The organism is Albidovulum aestuarii (assembly GCF_029961185.1).
Classification (GTDB): Bacteria; Pseudomonadota; Alphaproteobacteria; order Rhodobacterales; family Rhodobacteraceae; genus Albidovulum; species Albidovulum aestuarii.
In genome coordinates this window covers 70,206-91,419 of the sequence record NZ_JASBQQ010000004.1, presented here as the reverse complement: position 1 = coordinate 91,419, position 21,214 = coordinate 70,206, and the positions used below count along the sequence as shown (strand labels likewise).

Genomic DNA, 21,214 nt, shown 5'->3' with positions numbered 1-21,214 from the left:
TCCATGTTCGGTGCCGAACACAGCATCTTCTTTGACCAGACCTTTCTTTTGACCGGCGCCACCGAAGGGCTCGGACCCTCGCTTGCACGGGGGCTCGTGGCGCAAGGCGCGGTGGTTCTCGCCATTGACCGCAATGCGGGCGCACTGGCCGCGATGCAGCGAGGTCTCGGCGACACGTTCCGGCCACTTGCCCGCGACCTTGCCGACCCCAAGGCACCGGTCGAGGTTGCCCGCTGGATCGCCGAGGATCATCCCCGTCTTGCGGGCATTATCTGCAACGCAGGTGGCATGGCCAGCCGCACCAGCTGCGAACCCGAAACATCCCTGCGCACTGTCTTTGGCCCCGCCGCCCTTGCCGGGCTGCTGTGGCCCGCACTCAGCGATACAGGGCGCACCACCTTCGCGCTGGTTCTGCCCGAGGGCGATCTTGCAACCGGCTTCGCGCAACTGACATCGACGCTCAGGCGGCAGGCCTGGAATGCGGGGCAACGCTCCAGCGTCACCACCGCGACAATCGCACCCTGGCTGCTGACTGCGACCCCGGACGATCAATCGAAGGCCGCAAGTCGCATCCTGACGGCCATTGATCGTGGCAAACCGCACCTATGCCTCCGAGCCCCTTGGTTTCCGCCGGGACCGGCGCGGCGTTCCCGCCTCGGCATCTGTCCCGTGGGCGAAGCGGACAGCCCCGGGTCCTAGATCAACCCCTGCGCCCGGAAAAGCGCCTTGACGTCGGTCTCGGGCCTTGCACCGAAATGGCTGATGACCTCTCCCGCCGCGATGCAGCCCATACGGCCGGCCTTGGTCAAAGACTGGCCGGTCGCCAACCCATAGAGGAACCCCGCCGCGAACTGGTCTCCCGCCCCGGTCGCATCGACGGGCACGACACGATGCACCGGCACCTCTGCCCGTTCCTCGCCGCGCAGGATGACGACATCCGCGCCCGACCGCGTGCAGACGATCAGCGGACAATCGGCCTGCGCCTGCTTCAGCGCCGCCTCAAGGTCCTCGGTCTGATAAAGCGCGCACCATTCATGCTGGTTGCCGATCACGTAATCCATCTGGTCATGCACCAGCCGCCGGAAATCGGCGCGATGCCGATCGACGCAGAACGGGTCCGAGAGCGAAATTCCCGCCTTGCCGCCACCCTTGTGACAGGCCTCGGCGGCCTTCAGGAACGCAGCCTTGCCCTGATCCTTGTCGAAAAGATAGCCCTCAAGGAACAGGTAGTCGGTGGATTTCACCACCTCTTCATCCAGATCCTCAGGTCCGAAATCCGCCCCCGCGCCCAGATAGGTGTTCATCGAGCGCTCGCCATCCTGGCTGACGAAGATCATCGAGCGCGAGGTCGGCAGGTCCGCTGCCGCAGAGGGCGGGTTCGGGAAATCCGTGCCCTCGGCCTCCAGCGACTTGGCATAGAACCGACCCAGCGCGTCATCCTTGACCTTGCCGACAAAGGCCGTCTTCAGCCCCAGATTGCCAAGCCCCGCCAGCGTATTGCCGACCGATCCGCCCGGCGCCTGCGTGCGCTCCTTCATCGCGGCATAAAGCGTCTCGCCCCGCTCGCGGTCGACAAGCTGCATGATCCCCTTTTCGATCCCCATCCAGTCGAGGAAGTCGTCATCGCATTGGGTGAGCACATCGACCATGGCATTGCCGATGCCAACGACCTGATACTTGGTCAAAGGGTCTTCTCCTCAAATTGGCAATACTCTCGGATATGGCAGGCGCCGCATTTGGGTTTGCGCGCCACGCAGATATAGCGGCCATGCAGGATCAGCCAGTGATGGGCATGCTGCTGGAACTCGGCCGGGATATTGTCCTCAATCGCGCGCTCGACCGCATCCACATCCTTACCCGGCGCGATACCGGTTCGGTTGCCCACGCGGAAGATATGGGTATCGACCGCCTGTGCGGGCTGTTTGAACCACATGTTCAGGACGACATTGGCCGTCTTGCGCCCGACGCCGGGCAGCGATTGCAAGGCCGCGCGGGAGGACGGAACCTCGCCGCCATACTCCTCGACAAGAATGCGGCTGAGCTTGATGACGTTCTTCGCCTTCTGGCGGAAGAGGCCGATGGTCTTGATATGCTCGATCAGCCCCTCTTCGCCCAAGGCCAGCATCTTTTCCGGCGTATCGGCGATCCTGAACAGGGCCCGCGTCGCCTTGTTCACCCCCGCATCGGTCGCCTGCGCCGACAAGGCCACAGCGACGACAAGCGTGAAGGCATTCACATGCTCCAGCTCGCCCTTCGGCTCGGGCTCGGCCTCACGGAAGCGGGTGAAGATCGCTTGGATCGTATGATAGTCGAGCTGTCGCGCCATGAGAGCCGGTATGCAATGGCCGCGCGCGCGAGGCAAGCGCGTACAATTCGAAGGATTTCCTCCCGCTGCATTAACCGGGATTTCGTGGCCCTTGGAGACCCTGTGCCTCACGGCAAGGAGGCGTCATGACATCACCGCCGCATCATTCCCCGGCCCCGCAGGCCACGGGCTTTGCCCCCGGCACCGGTATCGCCACAGAACGGGGCGAGGTGACGGTGGAACACCTCATAGACGGCGACCGTATCCTGACGATGGATCATGGCTACAGACCACTTCTCTGGTCGGGCCGGCTTTCCCGGCAGCGACTTTCACAGGTCCGGATCCCGGCGGGCAGCCTCGGCCCCGGCCTGCCGCAGCGCCCTCTCCATCTCGGCGCACATCACCGTCTGCTTCTCTCCGGTCCCGGCGTGGCCCTCCATATCGGGGATCACGAGGCGCTCGCCACGACCGACCATCTGGCGGGGAATGGCCACCAGTCGTCAGACTTGCCTCAATCTGTTCCCCTGTTTCAGCTTCTCCTCAGCGAACACGAACTGATCCTCGCCAATGGCATCTGGTGCGAAAGCCTCTTTGCTGATGCAGACTGGTTCACCACACTGCCCGCCGCATTCAGCACCCGCCTTCGCGACTGCCTGCGCGCACCGCATATTCAGACCGCGCGGACCTGCCTTTCCCGGAACGAAACCGCCGCGATCCTCGGCCCCTTTCCCCGCACCGGGGGCCTCGCCGCCTGACACCGATAAAGCCGCATGATCCGGGTCGCGCGCCCGCCTCCGCTCGCCTATCTTCATGGGCAAGGAGACCGGACCATGCTGACCCACCCCACCGACGACCGCTACCATTACGGCGTCATCGCCCGCGCCCTGACCCTCATTGATGCCGAGGGCGGCACCGCGATGCCGCTCGACGATCTGGCCGCACGCCTGTCGATGAGCCCCGCGCATTTCCAGCGCGTTTTCTCGCGCTGGGTCGGCGTCTCGCCCAAGCGCTACCAGCAATACCTGACCATCGACCTTGCCCGACGGCTGCTGGCCGACCGGCACACGCTTCTCGACACCGCGGCTGAGGCCGGACTGTCCGGCACCGGCCGCCTCCACGATCTCTTCCTCAGATGGGAGGCGATGAGCCCCGGCGACTATGCCCGTGCGGGGGAAGGACTGAGCGTCCGCTACGGCTGGTTCCCCACGCCCTTCGGCGAGGCGCTCGCAATGGGCACCGAACGCGGCCTCTGCGGCATGGCCTTCACTGCGGAAACGGGACGTGATGCCGCCTTCGCCGATCTCGCCGCACGTTGGCCCCGCGCCCGCTTCGACGAGGCCCCCGCGACGCTGGAACCCTGGGTCACGGCAGCCTTCGCGCAGGCGGGCGAGGCGCGGCTGCACCTGATTGGCGCGCCGTTCCAGATCAAGGTCTGGGAAGCTATCCTGACCATCCCCTCAGGCCATGTCACCACCTATTCCGATATCGCAGGTGCCATCGGCAATCCGCGCGCCGTCCGCGCCGTCGGCACGGCGGTCGGACGCAACCCGGTCAGCTGGCTCATCCCCTGCCACCGGGCGATCCGCAAATCGGGCGGCCTCGGCGGCTATCACTGGGGCCTGCCGGTCAAGCGCGCCATGCTGGCATGGGAGGCCGCTCGGGCCGAGGCGGACGGCGCCGCCTGATAGGCGAAAAGCTGCTGGAACCGAATTTCGGATCGCGCGTTATTGCCTAACAACGGATAATCTCCGAAGTAGCGCGCAGATAACAAATCGGAGCAGCTTGCATGCACATCAAAACGATTCTCGTCGCCGGGACCGCAGCGGTTCTGACGCTCACGGCCTGTACCCCGGTCGATGAATATTCGTCGAACCCGAACCAGCGCACCAAGGAAGGCGCGCTGACCGGCGCGGCCATCGGCGCCGGGCTGGGCATCCTCACCGGCGACGGCGGCAAGGACAAGCTCGACCGCGCCGTGGTCGGCGCCGCGATCGGCGGCCTTGCCGGCGGCGTGATCGGCCACAACCTCGACCGTCAGGCGGCCGAACTGCAGGCCGAGATCAACGACAGCCGCATCCGCATCATCAACGAAGGCAACCAGCTTCGCGTCGTCATGCCCGAAGGGCTTCTCTTCGCTGTCGACAGCGCCGCGGTCATGCCATCGATCCAGAATGATCTCTATGCGGTCGCCGACAACCTCAACCGCTACCCGAACAGCCGGGTGGAGATCATCGGCCATACCGACAATACCGGCTCGGCCGCCTACAACCAGGACCTCTCGCAGCGCCGCGCCATGGCGGTCTCGGCCGTCCTGCGCAACGCCGGCGTCTCGGGCGGCCGTCTCGTCGCCTATGGCCGTGGCGAGGATGTTCCCGTCGCGTCGAACCTGACGCCCGAGGGACGCGCCCAGAACCGCCGGGTGGAGATCCTGATCATCCCGACGGGCTGATCCAGCGCCAACGAAACAGAAAGGCCGGGCCATCACGCCCGGCCTTTTCCATTGCCCCTTCGCTCACGCGGTCATATGACTTGACCAGTTGACGAGGACCGCCATGCCCTTCCGCAAGATCGAGCCAGAGAAGCTCTCCGACAGCGTCGCCCGCCAGATCGAAAGCCTGATCCTGCACGGCATCCTGCGCCCGGGCGAACGGCTGCCCTCGGAACGCGAGCTTTCGGAGCGGCTCGGCGTCTCGCGTCCCTCGCTCCGCGACGCAGTGTCGGCCTTGCAGGAGGTTGGCCTCCTGACGACGCGCGCCGGATCTGGCATCTTCGTCGCCGAGGTTCTCGGCTCCGCCTTCTCGCCCGCGCTCATCGACTTGTTCGCCCGGCACGAGGACGCGGTCTTCGACTATCTCGATTTCCGCCGCGATCTTGAGGGGCTGGCCGCCGAACGCGCCGCCCGCCTCGCCTCGGACACCGACCTCTCGGTCGTCGCCGCAATCTTTTCCAAGATGGAGACCGCACATCTCAAGCGCGACCCGTCGGACGAGGCGCGGCTGGATGCCGAGTTTCACATGGCGATCATCGAGGCCAGCCACAACGTCGTCATGCTGCACATGATGCGTTCCATGTTCGACCTTCTCCGTCAGGGGGTCTTCTACAACCGCAAGGTCATGTTCAAGCAACGCATGACGAGGGGAACGCTGCTCGACCAGCACCGGGCGATCAACGACGCGCTACAGGCGCGCAACCCCGAAGCGGCCCGGGGTGCCGTCGAGACACATCTCAGCTTTGTCCGTCAGGCCCTTGAGGACGATCTGAAGGCCGACCGGAACGAGAAGCTGGCGCAGCTTCGGTTCGAGCACGAAAAAGCGCGGAGCTGAGCTGTGACAACCAGCCGCCCCGCCAACACGGGCTTCGGCATTTTCGAGATTGCGGCAGGCGGCGGGCGACTTGCGCTCTGCCCGATGCCGGGGCGGTATGGCGACTATCCCGGCGACCTCGGCATGATCCGTGTCTGGGGGGCGGGCCTCGTCCTGTCCATGGCGACGGAACCGGAACTGGTGGAATATGGGGCCTCCACCCTGCCCGCGGACCTCGCCAAACACGGAACCGTCTGGCACCACCTTCCGGTCGAGGATTTCGGCGCTGACAGCGCGTCTTTGCGCGACAGCTGGGCCGGAGCCTCGCTTGAGGCGCGGCGCCTGCTCTCGGATGGCGGCCGCGTGCTCACCCATTGTCTCGGTGGCTGCGGCCGGTCCGGCATGGCCGTTCTGCGGCTCATGATCGAACTCGGTGAACCCGCCGATGCAGCACTTGCCCGCCTCCGCGCCGTCCGCCCCTGCGCGGTCGAGACCGAGGCGCAGCGGCTCTGGGCCGCAGGCATCGCCCCAAGGCCCTAGGCCGGACCCGACCCGGCAACGATCCGCAGGCTGCGGGCGCGGGCGGCGGGTACCCGGTCTACCTCCAGCCCGGTGAAGACATGCATCGTTCCCAACTCACGGTCGATCACCGCGTGATCGCCGACCCAGCCGCCCATCCCGACATAGGCCCTAAGAAGTGGCGGCAGGGTCCGCAACGCCCGACCCGGATCGGGCTCGGCTGCCCCCCCTTCCGCCAGCGCCACGGACTCAGGCGCGCGCCGGGCCGGCCGCAGGTCGGGGGGGGCAAGATGCCGCGTGGCAAGCCAGCCGAACGCATCGCGATAAATCGCGGCATCGGTCCCGGCAAAGGATGAACAGCCAAAGAGCAGCCCCGCAGATATCGCGTCGACCTCTGCCGTGATCGCGCCCCAGGCAAGGCGCAGGATGTCGGGGTCGCGCTGGCCGGGCGCCAGACAGAACCGCCCCAGTTCCAGCATCGGCCGGTCCATCCGCTCCAAAGCCGACAGATCGTAGACCTGCGCAGAATAGCACTGGCCGATCTCGCGCCCCGAGCCAAGCGGCATCAGCCGGAAGGTCGCGACCAGCGCGCCACCCTCCGCCTCCTCGATCAGAACATGACGGCAGAGGTTGTCGAACCGATCCGTGTCACGCGCACCGACAGCGCCGCCGCGAAAGGCATGACCGCGCAGCATCTGCGCGCGTTCGACATCACGCCCGCCCCCGGCCAGCCGGGCCAGGTACCGGCCCCGTCGCATCGGCTGCATTTTTCGGCACTCTCCCGCTTGGCTGACGGCACGGCCTGCCCTACATTCCAACCCAGTCGTTGTAACGCGTTTTCGCGGCTTGTTGGAATGGAATGGAGGGCACCGATGGCCGAAAAGATCGAGAAATCCGACGAGGAATGGCGCGCCCAGCTTTCCGACCTTGCCTACAAGGTGACGCGCAAGCACGCGACCGAACGCGCCTTCACCCACGACGACTTCCCCAAGGGGCCCGCGACCTTTCATTGCGTCTGCTGCGGCCAGCCGCTCTTTGACGCCGACGCCAAGTTCGATTCCGGCACCGGCTGGCCCAGCTTCTACAAGCCGATGGACGGCGAGGCCGTCGGCGAAGCCGAGGATCGAAGCTGGTTCATGCGCAGGACCGAGGTCCATTGCGCCGCCTGCGACGCCCATCTCGGCCATGTCTTCCCCGACGGTCCGAAACCGACCGGCCTGCGCTACTGCATCAACGGCGTGGCGCTGGACCACCGTCCGAAGGACTAGCCGGGCGATAGCGCGAGATCGCCGTTGGTCCGCTATGCGGGACAAAGCCGACATCTGAGAAAATTTTCGGAAGATTGTTCAGTCCCGATTATCCTCGCGTTGTGTGACGGCCCTTCTCTGCCTTGCATGGCAGGTGACAAGCTTGATGAGTTCTATCATGATCAGACCTTCAATTTGCCTATGGAATTGAAAGATGCTGATCCAAGTAGATGGGATTGAAGTCAACTTCGAGGAACGCGGTTCGGGGTGGCCGATCCTCATGCTTCATGGCGGTTATCTTGATCACCGACATATGATGGACGAAATGGAGCCTGCGTTCCAAGACCGCGCCGGATGGCATCGGGTATATCCTGACCTGCCCGCCCACGGACGCACTCCGACCCTGCCAAGGCCGATGACTTTCGACGCACTTCTGAACCATGTGGTTGGGTTCATTGACGCTGTCGCGCCCGGAAAACGATTTGCGGTTGCAGGAATGTCGGCTGGCGGACACCTTGTTCGAGGACTTGCAGCCAAGTACCCGGACAGACTTCTTGGGGTGTTTATCAATGCCACGCCCTTTGTAATTGACTATGAAACGCGTGACTTGCCCGAACCATCGACCATCTTCGAAGAGGATGGGTTCGCAAAGAAGGCTGGAGACCGAACCGATACGCTGCGCTTCATTCAGCCTGTTCGCGACACCGCTCTCGTTGATTGGGACACTTCATGCCTTCTCCCGGCGCTATCCCAGCTTGATGAGGCGGCCGCTTTGGAAAGCTGGCGCCCTGAAAACTACGCTTTCAGTTTCAACCCGGACGAGGTCGGCGCACCATTCTCTGCCCCATCGCTGATACTCGGGGGCAGGCAAGATACTATTGCTGGATATCGTGACGCGTGGATGTCTGTTGAGCGTTTTCCCAGAGCGACGTTCGCCGTGCTCGATGGCTGTGGACACTTCATCGCTCCAGCCAGAAGAGATTTATTCCGATCGCTGATCATCGACTGGCTGGACCGCATGGAGCTTGACAGCGGCGAGTAGCGTCCGCTCCGGGCTCCAAGCAGACCAACACAGATCCGCCGCACGCGCTGAGCCAGCTCCGAAGGCGCTCACATCCCCCCGACCCCAAAAGCTGCATCCAGCAGGCTGCGGCTTTCCGCATCAAACAGCCCCTCCGTGTCGCGCAGGGACAGATAGGTCTGCCGCGCCTCCTCCGACTGAACGACACCGAACTCGCCCATCACCGCCCCAAGGTCGCGGGCCTGCCGCTCGATCTCGCCCATCCGCATCTGGGCGTAGGTCGCAAGGATATGGTTGATCCGTGCCTGATAGCCCTTGCCCATGGAGCGGAAGAGCTTCGCCACGCTGGCGTCGAGCCTGAGCGTGATCTTCACCTTCTCTTCCTCGCAGTCGATATCCTCCTCGACCGTGGCCCAGGCTTCCGGCACCCGTTCCTGCACCCGGAACCACAGACCCTCGTCATCGCCAAGCCCCTGAAGATGCCGCGCCAGCCGTGCGCGGGCCATCCGGGCGGTGCGGGTCTGGGTAAAGCGGCGGGGCGGTTCGGCACTTTGTGGCGCGGGATCGGTCATCGGCTCGGCTCCTTTTGGGCCGGTTCAGCCTCGCCGAACCGGGTAAAGGCCGGCCGAACGGGCCGCGCGGTCCTGCCATACGTTTTGCCGACAGAATGCCGACGGCGTGCCGACCCGGCCCAGCCTTGCGAATCCGCGGACCAGCCTTTATATCGGACCCCGAGAGGTTGGCGCGGGCGAGCGCCTCGCCAACCCGGTCAGGTCCGGAAGGAAGCAGCCGTAACGAGCCCCGCTTGGGTCGTTGTCCAGCCTCTCACCTTCGGTCTCAAACCGGCAAAGGAGTTGAACATGACAGAGCTTGTTTCCCTCCGGGCCGGGGCTATCTGAGACCACCGATCTGCCCCGCCCATCCCGACATTCCCCGCCTGCAGCACCTGCTGACAGGCAAAGATATCGGTTTGCCAAGAGGGCAGAACATTGAACCAGAATTCCCATTCCCTTGCCGATCTCGGATGGTCGGCGGACTTCCTGCGCCAGCTCGACACGGATGAATTGGAGAGCCTCAAACCAGCCCGCGTCACCGGCGTCCACCGCGACCGGCTGAGCGTATTGTCCGAAAGCGGCCCGCTTCTCCTCACCCTGCCACCCGGCCTGTCCGCAGGCGATGTCGCGGTCGGCGACTGGGTTCTCGCCGACCCCTCAACGGACCGGGCTGAACGGCTACTTGACCGGAAAACAAGGATTTTCCGGCGCGCGGCGGGCGATGCCTCACGCGAACAGCTGATCGTCGCGAATGTCGATACGGTCTTTCTGACCACCTCCTGCACCGAGGAATTCAACGAGGCGCGGCTCGAACGCTACCTCGCCTTGACCCATGCAGGCGGTATTCCCCCGGTCTTCGTGGTCACCAAGGCCGACAAGACAGATGACCCCGAAAGCTATCTTGACCGGCTTCGCGCAATCGCGCCTTCGGTTCCGGCAATTCTCCTGAACGCCAAATCCCCCGGCGCGGTCGAAACGCTCCGCGACTGGTGCGGACCGGGCAAGACCGTGGCCTTCCTCGGCATGTCGGGGGTGGGCAAATCGACGCTCGCCTCGGCGCTCACCGGCATCGACCTGGAGACCAGCGAGGTGCGCGAGGACGACATGAAAGGCCGCCACACGACGACCGCGCGCGAGATGCATGCGATCCCCGGCGGCGGCTGGCTGATCGACACGCCGGGCATGCGGGAACTTCGCCTGACCGACATGGCCGAGGGCATCGACGAAGCCTTTGGCGAGATTACGGAACTCACCGGAGAATGCCGCTTCCGCGACTGCACCCACGGGCCGGAACCGGGCTGCGCCGTGCAGGCGGCAATTGCCGCGGGGCGGGTCGACTCGGCGCGTCTGGAACGCTGGAAGAAGCTGAAGGCAGAGGACGCCGCGCATGCAGCCACGGCTGCCGAGAAACGGCGCCGGGGCAAGGCGTTTTCCAAGGTCGTCAAGCAGGCGATGAAGGCAAAACGCCCGAACTGACACTACCTACCTGCCCCCATCTCCTCCCCGAGAAGGTGCGGGGATGGGGGTCAGGCTATCGGATTCGCAACCAGGAAGAACGACTGGTTCAGTGCGCCATCAGCACCGGAACTTCGCAATGTTCCAGCATGTTGCGCGTGGTGCCGCCGAGGATCGCCTCGCGGAACCGCGAATGGCCGTAGGCGCCCATCACAACGAGATCGGCATTGATGTCGCGGACATGGCGGGCAAGAACCTCGGACGTCTTCGGCAGGGTCTTGGCCAGAACCGAAACCTCGGCATGAACGCCGTGGCGCGACAGAAGCTGGGACAGCATCCCGCCGGGATCGGAACGTTCCGGACCATGGGTCGGCGGGTCGATGATGGTGATGTCGACCATGGTGGCGGCCTTCAGCACCGGCAGCGCGGCACGGGTCGCGAACAATGCCTGATCGCTCTGGTTCCAGGCCAGCGCGATACGGGTACCATAGTCGGCCCCCGAATAGCCCTCAGGCAGGATCAGAACCGGCGCGCGGCCCTCGAAAAGCGCAGCCTCCACGATCGCCTCGGCAGCCTGGCTGCCTCCGGGACCATAGGGTTTTGACAGGATCACGAGGTCGGAAAACCGCGCCAGCATCGCCACCGGCCCGCCAAGCGCGCCGATCTGGGCAACGGCGGTATCGACACCCCAGCGGATGTCTTCCGCATCGAGCCGGGCGCGCACCGACGCTTCCGCCTTGTCCGCCTCTTCCCGCGCCTGATTGTAGGCCTCCTGCGTGAGAATCGCGGTTGCGCCAGCGTAGTAGTAACCGGTCTGGGTCAGGTCGACGCCAACGCATAGCACATCAAGATGTGCGTCCTCGCGCCGCGCCAGCGCCACGGCGGCGTCGATCTGGGCAGCGCTTCTGCCCGCGTCTGTGATGATGGTGAGAATGGATTTGAAGGCCATCGGTGCATCTCCTCGGTGCATGGCTGCCGCTGAAACAAGCCTAGGCCGGGCGTCGCGTCCCCACTTTGACAAGGATCAACCCGGACGGTCCCGGCATTTGACCCAGATCAAGGCGGCTATTGCCACCCGCCGCCACAACGCGATCAGTCAAGAAGTGGCCGGTTCAAATCCCGAATCGGGCACAAAGGCATGACGAGGGAACGCTGAGATGTGGGATTATGTAAAACTCGCCGTACTCGGCGCGATAGCGGTTCTTGCCGCCATCGCTGCCAATTACGCGCGCGATCTGGCCTATATGGTCAACGCCATGACAGTGATGCTTGCCGCCGCTGTGACCTTCCTTTGGGTCCTGCGCAGGGTGGGAGAGGATCATCCGGAACCGGTTCATGAATACAACGACGGCGTCGTCCGCGCAGGCGTGATCGCCACGTCCCTCTGGGGGGTCGTGGGTTTTCTCGTCGGCGTGACCATCGCCTTCCAGCTTGCTTTTCCGGCGCTGAATTTCTCTGAACTCACGCATGGTTACCTGAATTTCGGCAAGCTCAGGCCACTCCACACCTCGGCGGTCATCTTCGCCTTCGGTGGCAACGCGCTGATCATGTCGTCCTTCTACATCGTCCAGCGCACCTCCGCCGCCCGGCTCTGGGGCGGCAACCTTGCGTGGTTCGTGTTCTGGGGGTTCCAGCTGGTGATCGTGCTGGCCGCGACGGGCTATATCCTCGGCGCCACCCAGTCCAAGGAATATGCCGAGCCGGAATGGTATGTCGACTGGTGGCTGACCGTGGTCTGGGTCGCCTTCCTCGCCGTCTTCCTCGGCACGATCGTCAAGCGGAAAGAGCCGCATATCTACGTGGCGAACTGGTTCCTTCTGTCCTTCATCGTCACCGTGGCGATGCTGCATGTGGTCAACAACCTCTCCATCCCGGTCTCGATCTGGGGCTCGAAATCGGTGCAGGTCTTCGCCGGCGTGCAGGATGCGATGACCCAATGGTGGTACGGCCACAACGCGGTGGGCTTCTTCCTGACCGCGGGCTTCCTCGGCATGATGTACTACTTCGTGCCGAAGCAGGCCGAACGGCCGGTCTACAGCTACAAGCTGTCGATCATCCACTTCTGGGCACTGATCTTCCTTTATATCTGGGCCGGTCCGCACCACCTGCACTACACCGCTTTGCCGGAATGGGCATCGACGCTGGGCATGGTGTTCTCGATCATCCTGTGGATGCCCAGCTGGGGTGGCATGATCAACGGCCTTATGACGCTCTCGGGCGCCTGGGACAAGCTCCGCACTGATCCGATCATCCGGATGATGGTCGTCTCCATCGGCTTCTACGGCATGTCGACCTTCGAAGGCCCGATGATGTCGATCAAGGCGGTGAACTCCCTTTCCCACTACACCGACTGGACCATCGGTCACGTCCATTCCGGCGCCCTTGGCTGGAACGGCATGATCACCTTCGGCGCGCTCTACTTCCTGGTGCCGAAACTCTGGAAGCGGGAGCGGCTTTACAGCCTGACGCTCGTCAGCTGGCACTTCTGGCTCGCCACCATCGGGATCGTGCTTTACGCCGCCTCGATGTGGGTCACGGGCATCATGGAAGGCCTGATGTGGCGTGAAGTCGACGATCAGGGCTTCCTCGTGAACGCCTTCGCCGACACCGTCAGCGCCAAGTTCCCGATGTATGTGGTGCGCGGCATGGGCGGGGTTCTCTACCTCACCGGTGCGATCATCATGGTCTACAACCTCTGGGCAACCGTCGCGAAACAGCCGGCCACGGCAAGTGTTTCGACGCCGGTCCCGGCTGAATAAGGGGGGAGCGCAAGATGGGTATCCTTGACAAGCATAAGTTCCTTGAGACCAACGCAACCGCGCTTCTGATCGGCTCGTTCCTTGTTGTCACCATTGGCGGCATCGTGGAGATCGCACCGCTCTTCTACCTTGAGAACACCATCGAGAAGGTCGAAGGCGTGCGGCCCTACACACCGCTGGAACTGACCGGGCGCGACATCTATATCCGCGAAGGCTGCTATGTCTGTCACAGCCAGATGATCCGGCCGATGCGGGACGAGGTGGAGCGGTATGGCCACTACAGCCTTGCCGCGGAATCGATGTACGATCATCCGTTCCAGTGGGGATCGAAACGCACCGGGCCGGATCTGGCCCGGGTGGGCGGCCGCTATTCGGATGAATGGCATGTCGATCACCTGACCGATCCGCAATCGGTGGTCCCGGAATCGGTGATGCCGAAATACGGCTTCCTCTCAAACCGGCTGATCGAGCCCGATCACATCGAAGACCGGCTGTCGACCGACGCACTGGTCGGCGTGCCCTATACGTCCGAGATGATCGAACTCGCCAAGGCCGACTTCGCCGCGCAGGCCGATCCGAACGCCGATACCGACGGGCTGATCGAACGCTATCCGGGCGCTGTCGTGTCGAACTTCGACGGGCAGCAGGGCATCACCGAGATGGATGCGCTGGTGGCCTACCTTCAGGTTCTGGGCACGATGGTCGACTTCACGACCTTCCAGCCCGATCCGAACCGCTGAGGAGGGGGAGATGGATCTTTACACCATAACCCGCCAGTTCGCCGACAGCTGGGCCTTGCTCGCGCTGTTCCTCGTGTTCCTCGGCGTCGTGCTTTGGGCCTTCCGGCCCGGATCGCGCCGAGTGCACGACGACATCTCGAACATCCCCTTCCGGCATGAAGACAAACCCGCCCCGGCGGAGGAGGCCTGACATGAGCAAGAAACCGATCAAACAACAGGCTGAACCGGATACGACAGGTCACGTCTGGGACGGCATCGAGGAATACAACAACCCGCTGCCGCGCTGGTGGCTCTGGACGTTTTATCTGACGATCTTCTGGGGCGTACTCTATACCATCGCCTATCCGGCGTGGCCGCTGGTAAACTCTGCAACCCAAGGCATCATCGGAACCAACAACCGCACAGCCGTTGCGGCCGAGATCGCTCGCTTTGAGCAGGCGAATGCCCCGGTCGAGGCGAAACTTGTCGCCGCAGACTTGACGGAAATCAATTCGGACCCGGATCTGGTCAACTATACCCAAAATGCGGGCGGAGCGATCTTCCGCACTTGGTGCGCGCAGTGTCACGGGTCGGGTGCTGCAGGTGCCAAGGGCTATCCGAACCTGCTCGACAATGACTGGTTGTGGGGCGGCACTATGGAGGATATCCACCTGACGGTCAGCCACGGCATCCGCAATACCGAGGACCCGGACGCGCGTTATTCCGAAATGCCGCGCTTTGGGGCCGACGAACTCCTTGAGCCTGAGCAGATCGACCAGGTCGTGCAGTATGTGATGCAACTTTCGGGGCAGGACCACGACGCCGGACTCGCGACAGAAGGCGCGACGGTCTACGCCGACAATTGTTCGGCCTGCCATGCCGAGGACGGCACCGGCGACCGGTTTCAGGGCGCACCGAACCTGACCGACGCGATCTGGCTTTACGGCGGCGATCAGGCATCGCTGACCGATACGGTCACCAATGCCCGCTTCGGCGTGATGCCGGGGTGGACCGGCCGACTTTCAGAGGCCGATATCCGCGCGGTCTCGGCCTGGGTCCACAGCCGCGGCGGTGGCGAATAAAGAATTCGGGGGGCGGGTTCGCGCCCGTCCCCCGGGTAGAGAGCATCGGCGCCCCGTCCTGTTCGCGCGTTTCCTGGGGGCGCCGGTGCCTTTCTTTTAGCTGATTTCATTACGCTGTGTCAGTCCACGTGCGAACAATTCTTCGTTCAAGAATCGTCGGCGTTCCGCTCCCCTTGATCTATAGCAACTGAAGTTGGCTTGGCGTTCTTGTGGAATAGACGGAAAGCTCGCACACCACACACCCAGCATACCAGTATTCCCCGACCACCAGCGATATAAGCTTAGGGAGCTTCGGCAATCATTCGTGTTTTATAATAGTATACCTGACCGAGATTGGTTTTCGCTTTTCTGTCCTCAACATGAACATAAATGACGTCCAACTCTCGTTCAGCAACCAGCAGGTAGTCACCGGCGGGTTGAGCGTTCAAAGGTACGATTCCATCGATGCCGTAAGTGACGGAAGGGCATGAATACACATCGAAAACGTCCGCGTTAAACAGCACGTTACCGATGACTGCACCCGTGCCCTGCACGACCATACCAGCAGCTTCTGCGGTTGTCGGTGCTCGGCATCGCGCATACCTGTAACTGAACTTGATGCGTCTGTGGCCAGGAGCAATCGTGCCGCGCATCACCCCTCTTCCCTTGGCCCAAGGCACGTCATCAACTGCAATTATTCTGAAGTCACCTACGGGATTTAAAAGACCAATATCTTGATGTGTTCGGATCCTCGCGATCTGATCAGGTGGTTGCGATGGTCCTGAATACAGGGGTTCGATGTCGCACCCACCCAACAAACCCGTCATACCCAAAACAACAACAATCAGGCTGAACCTGAAGGAAGGGCGTCGAACTGAGCAACGTGCTGTCATGATGCATTCTAACGTGACCTTTCCGAACCCAAATTGATGTGAATCCATTGACGCACGATTATTTGAAAGAATCGACAGATCCGCAACGACTTGTGAGACCCGACCAAGGACCGGTTTGCATTGGCTTTAAGCGGTCCGGGGTGGCTTGGTCGCGTTCAAAACTTTTCATTTTCGCCGCGTGACTTCACCCCATCGTCGGCAGCCCTCCGCGTTCATCAGCACGCCTCGCATCGCGGCGACCGACCCAGATGGCAAGCGCCACCCAGCTGGCGATATAAACAGCACCGATCACAAGAACCGCCTCGCCCGGCACCAGCGGCCCGATCCGCGCCCGGTGGATGAAATTGTCGAGCGACGAGACCGGGAACGGGTGCACGATCAGCTTGCCGATATAGGCCATCGCCTGAATGAGCAGAATCCACAGGTAGTTGTGCCGGACCCGTCGCGCGATAGCGACCATGAAAGACACATGATAGCGGGGCTGGTGATAGTCGTCCGCCAGAACCTCGGGCCAGTCATCTTCGGTGTGCAGATCACCGTCGCGTAGCATGGCAACATAGAAGAACCGCTCCATCCAGCGCGATCTTGCCCGGAAGACGTTGAAGTAGCGATAGCGCCGGGCCTCCAGCGCCAGAAACAGCATGATCAGGACACCGACCAGCAAGAGTGGAACAGGCGAGGCGGTCGGCGCCGAAAAGGTGATCGACAACGCCACCCCCAAAGTTACGACCGACCAGTTCGTCGTCGTATCCAGCCGTGTTCGCCAGACGGTCGACCGATAGACCTCGGCCCGGTAAAGGTGCGCAAGGGCACCGATTTCGGCGGCTGAAAATTCCTCGGACTTCCGGGCCTGACGTTTTTCGGACATGGTCGCGCTCCCCCTCGCGACACCCGCGCTGGCTGCCGCGGTTTCCCTGATCCATTTGACGCGCGTGCGGGGCATCAGGGCAAGCGGGAATCGACGTTCCGGGCTGCTTCCGTCCGGATATCATCTAAATGACCCGTTCATGGCAGCACCTGCAGACCCATAGCGGACAACTTGCCACGCCGCCTCTGGCCGGAACACTTGATCTGGGTCAAGGTTGGGGCCAGCCTGCCCTGCGATAAGCGGCGCGCGAACAGTCGGATATTCAAGATCATGAATGAGATTCAGGACCCGCCGAAGCTCTATGCCGCGCGTGAGCCGGTCTTTCCCCGCCGTGTCAGCGGGCCATTTCGCAATCTGAAATGGTGGATCATGGCCGTTACCCTCGGCATCTACTACCTGACACCGTGGATTCGCTGGGATCGGGGTCCAAACCTGCCCGATCAGGCCGTGCTGGTCGACATGGCCAACCGGCGCTTCTTCTTCTTCATGATCGAAATCTGGCCCGACGAGTTCTATTTCATCGCCGGTTTGCTGATCATGGCGGGGCTCGGCCTTTTCCTCTTCACCTCGGCGCTCGGCCGGGTCTGGTGCGGCTATGCCTGCCCGCAGACCGTCTGGACCGACCTCTACATCCTTGTCGAACGCTGGGTGGAGGGCGACCGCAACGCGCGTGTGCGCCTCTGGAATTCTAAGTGGGATGTCCGCAAGTGGCGGCTCAGGCTGACGAAGTGGTTCATCTGGCTTCTGATCGGCCTCGCGACCGGCGGGGCTTGGATTTTTTATTTCACCGACGCGCCGACCCTTGCCGTCGATCTGGTGACCGGCAATGCCCATCCCATCGCCTATACGACGATGGCGATCCTGACCTTCACCACCTTTTTCTTCGGCGGCTTCGCCCGCGAACAGATCTGCATCTATGCCTGCCCCTGGCCGCGCATTCAGGCCGCGATGATGGACGAAGATACGCTGGTCGTCGGCTATCGCGACTGGCGGGGAGAGCCGCGCGGCAAGCTGAAGGCGGCCGAGACGGATACTAAGCAGGGCGATTGCATCGACTGCATGGCTTGCGTCAATGTCTGCCCGATGGGGATCGACATCCGCGAGGGCCAGCAACTGGAATGCATCACCTGCGCACTTTGCATCGACGCCTGTGACGAGGTGATGGACCGCATCGGCAAGCCGCGTGGCCTGATCGGCTACATGGCCTTGAAAGACGAGGCTGCAGAACGGGCGGGTGGACACCCGAAGAATATCTGGAAACACATCTTCCGCCCCCGGACGATCCTTTACACGACGCTCTGGTCGCTCGTTGGCGTCGCCATGATCGTCGCCCTCTTCATCCGCTCGCCCATCGACGTAAACGTCACGCCCGAGCGCAACCCGCTCTACGTCACCCTGTCGGATGGTTCGATCCGCAATACCTACACGCTGCGGCTGCGCAACAAGCATCCGGACGACCGCCCCTTCCGCATCTCGATCAGTTCGGACGCGCGGTTGAAGCTGGCGCTTGAGGGCAGCGAGGCATTGGAGGTGATCGTGCCGGCCGACGCGACGCTGACCCAACGGCTTTACATCACGGCACCGGCAGGCACATCGGGCGCGACAGCGGAACGTAGCGACATCCGGCTCTGGATCAGCGATACTGTAGGCAACGACCGGATTTCTGCAGATACGGTCTTCAACGGAAAGGGTCAGTGAGATGAAGGGTGAACTGACAGGCCGCAAAGTCCTCGCGATCACTGTCTCGGCCTTCGCCGTGATCATTGGCGTCAATGTGGTCATGGCGGTGCAGGCGGTCCGGACGTTTCCCGGACTGGAGGTAAAGAACTCCTACGTCGCGTCCCAGACATTCGATTCCGAACGCGCCGCGCAGGAGGCTCTGGGCTGGACCCTGACCGAACACTACACGGACGGCGAACTGCGCCTGTCGTTCCGCGATGCGGCCGGATTGCCAGTGAAGGTTGAGAAACTGTCTGCCACGATCGGCCGCACGACGGAGGCGGCCAGTGATCTGGTGCCGGACTTCGCCTGGCAGAACGGCGATTATGTCACCGCCGCGGATCTCGGTCCCGGCAAGTGGATGATCCTTCTCGAAGCCTTTGCCGCCGACGGAACCCGGTTCCACCAGCGGCTGGACATGTTCGTGAGCGGCTGATGTCGGCGGATGCGCCATCGGTTTCGGCCTGCCCGGCCTGTGTCGCAGCGCCTGCGGCCGAGGCGGTTGCCGAACGCCGGGCCGCAAAAGAGGCCGGGCTGGTCCTCTCGCTGCCCACCGCCCATTGCGCCGTCTGCATTTCCGATGTCGAACGCACGCTCGCCACGATCCCGGGGGTCCGTTCAGCGCGCGTGAACCTGACACAGAAGCGAGTCTCTGTCGCTGCCGCGCCGGGCGTGACGGCGGACAAGCTCATCGTGGCGCTGAAAACCATCGGCTATCCGGCGCATGAGCTTGACCCGGGTCTGCTTTCGACAACCGAGACCGACCGCGCCGGGCGCGATCTGCTGATGCGTCTCGGCGTCGCCGGCTTCGCGATGATGAACATCATGCTCCTGTCCGTGGCTGTCTGGTCGGGGGCCGAGGCCGCGACGCGCGACCTGTTCCACTGGATATCGGCCGCCATCGCGCTGCCGGTTCTTGCCTTTTCCGGCCAACCCTTCTTCGCGTCAGCCTATGCGTCCCTGAAGGCGCGCAGGCTCGGCATGGATGTGCCCATCTCGCTCGCACTGATCCTTGCCTCCTCGATTTCACTCTACGAAACCTTCGCGGGTGGCCATCACGCCTATTTCGACGCCGCCGTCTCGCTGTGTTTCTTCCTGCTCGCAGGCCGCTATCTCGATTACCGTTCACGCGCCGCAGCGCGGTCGGCGGCCGAAGAGCTGGCCGCGCTCGAAGTGCCGCGTGCGGTCCGTAGCACGGGCGGGGTGGAAACGATCGTGCCCATTGCCGAACTCGCGGTGGGCGATCTGGTTCGGGTGAAACCCGGCGCGCGAATGCCTGTGGACGGTATCGTGACCGAGGGCGCATCCGAGATCGACCGCTCGCTGCTCACAGGGGAAACCCTGCCGGTCCGCGCGGACGAGGGCAGTGTGGTCAGCGCGGGCGAGGTCAACCTGACCGGACCCTTGACCCTGCGGGTGACCGCTGCAGGGCGAGACTCGTCGCTCCACCGGATGGCCGATCTGGTCGCCGTCGCTGAAAGTGCGAAGACCCGCTACACTTCGCTCGCCGATCGCATGGCCCGCGCCTACTCGCCAGTCGTGCACATCATGGCCCTCGCGGCTTTCTCGGCCTGGCTCTACCTGACCGGCGACCTGCGTCTCGCGATCAACATCGCCGCCGCGGTCCTCATCATTACCTGCCCCTGCGCACTCGCACTCGCCGTGCCTGCGGTTGTGACCTCGGCCTCGGGCAAACTGTTCCGTAAAGGATTTCTGATCAAGGACGGCACCGCGCTCGAACGGCTGGCCGAGGTGGATACGGTCGTCTTCGACAAGACCGGCACGCTGACCATGGGCACGCCCGAACCCATCGACCTCGCTGCCCATCCCCGTGCCGAACTGGAAACCGCCGCCGCGCTCGCCGCCGCCTCCGCCCATCCGCTGGCCGGCGCCCTGAGCCGGACACTTGGCGAGATGGGGATCACCCCCGCCGAGGTCACCGATATCCGCGAGGTCCCGGGCTACGGGATCGAAGGACGGCTGAACGGGAAGATCGTCCGGCTCGGTCGTGCCGAATGGGTGGGCGCGGAGGCCGCCGAAGGCACCGCGACCTACCTCGCCACAGGCGGTGCCCCCGCCCGCGCCTTTACCTTCACCGACCGTCCCCGCCCCGGCGCGGCAGAGGCCATCGCCGCCCTGAAAGCTGCGGGCAAGCGGGTGATCCTGCTTTCGGGGGATACCGAGGTGCCAGTCGCGCGCCTCGCGCACGACCTCGGCATCGGCGAATGGCGATCCGGCCAGCGCCCCGACGAGAAAGCGGCGCGGATCGCGTCGCTGCACGAGGAGGGCGCACGGGTGCTGATGGTCGGTGATGGCCTCAACGACACCGCCGCCCTCGCCTCAGCCCATGTCTCGATCTCACCCGCCACGGCGCTGGACGCCGCACGGGTTGCGTCGGACATCGTGCTGCTGGGGCAGGACCTTTCACCCCTGTCGGACGCGATCCGTATCGCCGGGCAGACCCGGACCCGGATCAAGCAGAATTTCGCCCTGTCGCTTGCCTATAATGCCATCGCCGTGCCGGTGGCGCTTTTGGGCTTTGCCACGCCCTTGATTGCGGCACTCGCGATGTCCACATCCTCGGTCACCGTGTCGCTCAACGCGCTCAGGCTGAAGTAGGACCCATAGATGGAAATGCTCGCGCTCCTGATCCCGGTCTCGCTGTTCCTCGGCGGGGTTGGGCTGGTTGCCTTCCTCTGGACGCTAAGACACCGGCAATATGACGACCCGGACGGCGACGCGCATCGCATCCTTGGCGACGACTGGGACGACCACCCCAAACCTTGATCCTG

At 63.5% G+C, this 21,214-nt stretch carries 24 protein-coding genes and 1 other RNA gene; 18 read left to right on the top strand and 7 right to left on the bottom strand.

Annotation, left to right across the window (positions count from 1 at the left end; all coding sequences use genetic code 11):
• Positions 1-3: 3 nt before the first annotated feature.
• Positions 4-699, top strand: a complete 696-nt coding sequence (locus QKW60_RS11195) for an SDR family NAD(P)-dependent oxidoreductase (RefSeq protein WP_282368813.1) — start codon at positions 4-6, stop codon at positions 697-699.
• Here QKW60_RS11195 and QKW60_RS11190 read toward each other — a convergent pair.
• Positions 696-1,685: an adenosine kinase gene (locus QKW60_RS11190; RefSeq protein WP_282368811.1), complete on the bottom strand. Its 990-nt coding sequence runs from the start codon at positions 1,683-1,685 to the stop codon at positions 696-698. The genes QKW60_RS11195 and QKW60_RS11190 overlap by 4 nt on opposite strands.
• Positions 1,682-2,326 (bottom strand): endonuclease III, encoded by a 645-nt coding sequence (nth, locus tag QKW60_RS11185; RefSeq protein WP_282368810.1) that lies wholly within the window; start codon positions 2,324-2,326, stop codon positions 1,682-1,684. The genes QKW60_RS11190 and nth overlap by 4 nt, the downstream gene beginning before the upstream one ends.
• A 125-nt stretch (positions 2,327-2,451) precedes the next feature.
• On the opposite strand from nth, the gene QKW60_RS11180 reads away from it, so the two are divergent.
• The 5 genes from QKW60_RS11180 (at position 2,452) to QKW60_RS11160 (ending at position 6,147) form a co-directional block, all read left to right on the top strand.
• Positions 2,452-3,060 (top strand): Hint domain-containing protein, encoded by a 609-nt coding sequence (locus tag QKW60_RS11180; RefSeq protein ID WP_282368809.1) that lies wholly within the window; start codon positions 2,452-2,454, stop codon positions 3,058-3,060.
• Positions 3,061-3,135: 75 nt separating this feature from the next.
• Complete coding sequence (locus tag QKW60_RS11175) at positions 3,136-3,990, top strand: methylated-DNA--[protein]-cysteine S-methyltransferase (RefSeq protein ID WP_282368808.1); 855 nt, start codon at positions 3,136-3,138, stop codon at positions 3,988-3,990.
• Between the two features lie 101 nt (positions 3,991-4,091).
• A complete protein-coding gene (locus tag QKW60_RS11170) occupies positions 4,092-4,754 on the top strand; it encodes a YiaD family glycine zipper/OmpA-like lipoprotein (protein ID WP_282368807.1) in 663 nt (220 codons plus the stop codon).
• 103 nt (positions 4,755-4,857) lie between these two features.
• Entirely contained in the window at positions 4,858-5,628 is a 771-nt protein-coding gene (locus QKW60_RS11165; RefSeq protein WP_282368806.1) for a FadR/GntR family transcriptional regulator, read from the top strand.
• A 3-nt stretch (positions 5,629-5,631) separates the two neighbouring features.
• A complete protein-coding gene (locus tag QKW60_RS11160; RefSeq protein ID WP_282368805.1) occupies positions 5,632-6,147 on the top strand; it encodes a protein-tyrosine phosphatase family protein in 516 nt (171 codons plus the stop codon).
• Here QKW60_RS11160 and QKW60_RS11155 read toward each other — a convergent pair.
• Positions 6,144-6,893 carry a GNAT family N-acetyltransferase gene (locus QKW60_RS11155; protein WP_282368803.1) on the bottom strand — a complete coding sequence of 250 codons (750 nt, stop codon included), beginning with the start codon at positions 6,891-6,893 and terminating at the stop codon, positions 6,144-6,146. The two genes, QKW60_RS11160 and QKW60_RS11155, sit on opposite strands and share 4 nt — an antisense overlap.
• 105 nt (positions 6,894-6,998) lie before the next feature.
• On the opposite strand from QKW60_RS11155, the gene msrB reads away from it, so the two are divergent.
• A complete protein-coding gene (msrB, locus tag QKW60_RS11150; protein ID WP_282368801.1) occupies positions 6,999-7,394 on the top strand; it encodes a peptide-methionine (R)-S-oxide reductase MsrB in 396 nt (131 codons plus the stop codon).
• A gap of 193 nt (positions 7,395-7,587) precedes the next feature.
• On the top strand, positions 7,588-8,415 hold the full coding sequence (locus QKW60_RS11145) for an alpha/beta fold hydrolase (protein WP_282368800.1): 828 nt from the start codon (positions 7,588-7,590) through the stop codon (positions 8,413-8,415).
• Positions 8,416-8,483: 68 nt separating this feature from the next.
• Here QKW60_RS11145 and QKW60_RS11140 read toward each other — a convergent pair whose 3' ends face one another.
• Positions 8,484-8,966, bottom strand: coding sequence for a BrnA antitoxin family protein (locus QKW60_RS11140; RefSeq protein WP_282368798.1), 483 nt, complete (start codon positions 8,964-8,966; stop codon positions 8,484-8,486).
• Between the two features lie 161 nt (positions 8,967-9,127).
• Between QKW60_RS11140 and ffs the strand changes: the two genes are divergently transcribed.
• Together ffs and rsgA are read left to right on the top strand one after the other, a co-directional pair.
• Positions 9,128-9,224, top strand: an RNA gene (ffs, locus tag QKW60_RS11135) — signal recognition particle sRNA small type.
• A 159-nt stretch (positions 9,225-9,383) separates the two neighbouring features.
• Positions 9,384-10,424: a ribosome small subunit-dependent GTPase A gene (rsgA, locus tag QKW60_RS11130; protein ID WP_282368796.1), complete on the top strand. Its 1,041-nt coding sequence runs from the start codon at positions 9,384-9,386 to the stop codon at positions 10,422-10,424.
• An 88-nt stretch (positions 10,425-10,512) separates the two neighbouring features.
• Here rsgA and QKW60_RS11125 read toward each other — a convergent pair whose 3' ends face one another.
• Positions 10,513-11,352 (bottom strand): universal stress protein, encoded by an 840-nt coding sequence (locus QKW60_RS11125; RefSeq protein ID WP_282368795.1) that lies wholly within the window; start codon positions 11,350-11,352, stop codon positions 10,513-10,515.
• 208 nt (positions 11,353-11,560) lie between these two features.
• Here QKW60_RS11125 and ccoN point away from each other — a divergent pair, with 208 nt between their 5' ends.
• The 4 genes from ccoN to ccoP are packed head-to-tail and all read left to right on the top strand — an operon-like array spanning position 11,561 to position 14,963.
• A complete protein-coding gene (ccoN, locus tag QKW60_RS11120) occupies positions 11,561-13,162 on the top strand; it encodes a cytochrome-c oxidase, cbb3-type subunit I (protein WP_282368794.1) in 1,602 nt (533 codons plus the stop codon).
• 14 nt (positions 13,163-13,176) lie between these two features.
• The gene (ccoO, locus tag QKW60_RS11115) at positions 13,177-13,902 is read left to right on the top strand and encodes a cytochrome-c oxidase, cbb3-type subunit II (RefSeq protein ID WP_282368793.1); all 726 of its coding nucleotides are present in this window, start codon (positions 13,177-13,179) and stop codon (positions 13,900-13,902) included.
• A 10-nt stretch (positions 13,903-13,912) separates the two neighbouring features.
• On the top strand, positions 13,913-14,092 hold the full coding sequence (locus QKW60_RS11110) for a cbb3-type cytochrome c oxidase subunit 3 (RefSeq protein WP_282368792.1): 180 nt from the start codon (positions 13,913-13,915) through the stop codon (positions 14,090-14,092).
• A 1-nt stretch (position 14,093) separates the two neighbouring features.
• The gene (gene ccoP, locus QKW60_RS11105; protein WP_282368791.1) at positions 14,094-14,963 is read left to right on the top strand and encodes a cytochrome-c oxidase, cbb3-type subunit III; all 870 of its coding nucleotides are present in this window, start codon (positions 14,094-14,096) and stop codon (positions 14,961-14,963) included.
• Positions 14,964-15,244: 281 nt separating this feature from the next.
• Here ccoP and QKW60_RS11100 read toward each other — a convergent pair whose 3' ends face one another.
• Together QKW60_RS11100 and QKW60_RS11095 are read right to left on the bottom strand one after the other, a co-directional pair.
• Entirely contained in the window at positions 15,245-15,835 is a 591-nt protein-coding gene (locus tag QKW60_RS11100) for a hypothetical protein (RefSeq protein WP_282368789.1), read from the bottom strand.
• A 184-nt stretch (positions 15,836-16,019) separates the two neighbouring features.
• Positions 16,020-16,703, bottom strand: coding sequence for a DUF2270 domain-containing protein (locus tag QKW60_RS11095; RefSeq protein ID WP_282368787.1), 684 nt, complete (start codon positions 16,701-16,703; stop codon positions 16,020-16,022).
• Positions 16,704-16,973: 270 nt separating this feature from the next.
• Here QKW60_RS11095 and ccoG point away from each other — a divergent pair, with 270 nt between their 5' ends.
• The 4 genes from ccoG to ccoS are packed head-to-tail and all read left to right on the top strand — an operon-like array spanning position 16,974 to position 21,209.
• Complete coding sequence (ccoG, locus tag QKW60_RS11090; protein WP_282368785.1) at positions 16,974-18,401, top strand: cytochrome c oxidase accessory protein CcoG; 1,428 nt, start codon at positions 16,974-16,976, stop codon at positions 18,399-18,401.
• Between the two features lies 1 nt (position 18,402).
• Entirely contained in the window at positions 18,403-18,858 is a 456-nt protein-coding gene (locus QKW60_RS11085) for a FixH family protein (RefSeq protein ID WP_282368784.1), read from the top strand.
• Positions 18,858-21,041: a heavy metal translocating P-type ATPase gene (locus tag QKW60_RS11080; RefSeq protein WP_282368783.1), complete on the top strand. Its 2,184-nt coding sequence runs from the start codon at positions 18,858-18,860 to the stop codon at positions 21,039-21,041. The genes QKW60_RS11085 and QKW60_RS11080 overlap by 1 nt, the downstream gene beginning before the upstream one ends.
• 9 nt (positions 21,042-21,050) lie before the next feature.
• The gene (ccoS, locus tag QKW60_RS11075) at positions 21,051-21,209 is read left to right on the top strand and encodes a cbb3-type cytochrome oxidase assembly protein CcoS (protein ID WP_263739032.1); all 159 of its coding nucleotides are present in this window, start codon (positions 21,051-21,053) and stop codon (positions 21,207-21,209) included.
• Positions 21,210-21,214: the final 5 nt, after the last annotated feature.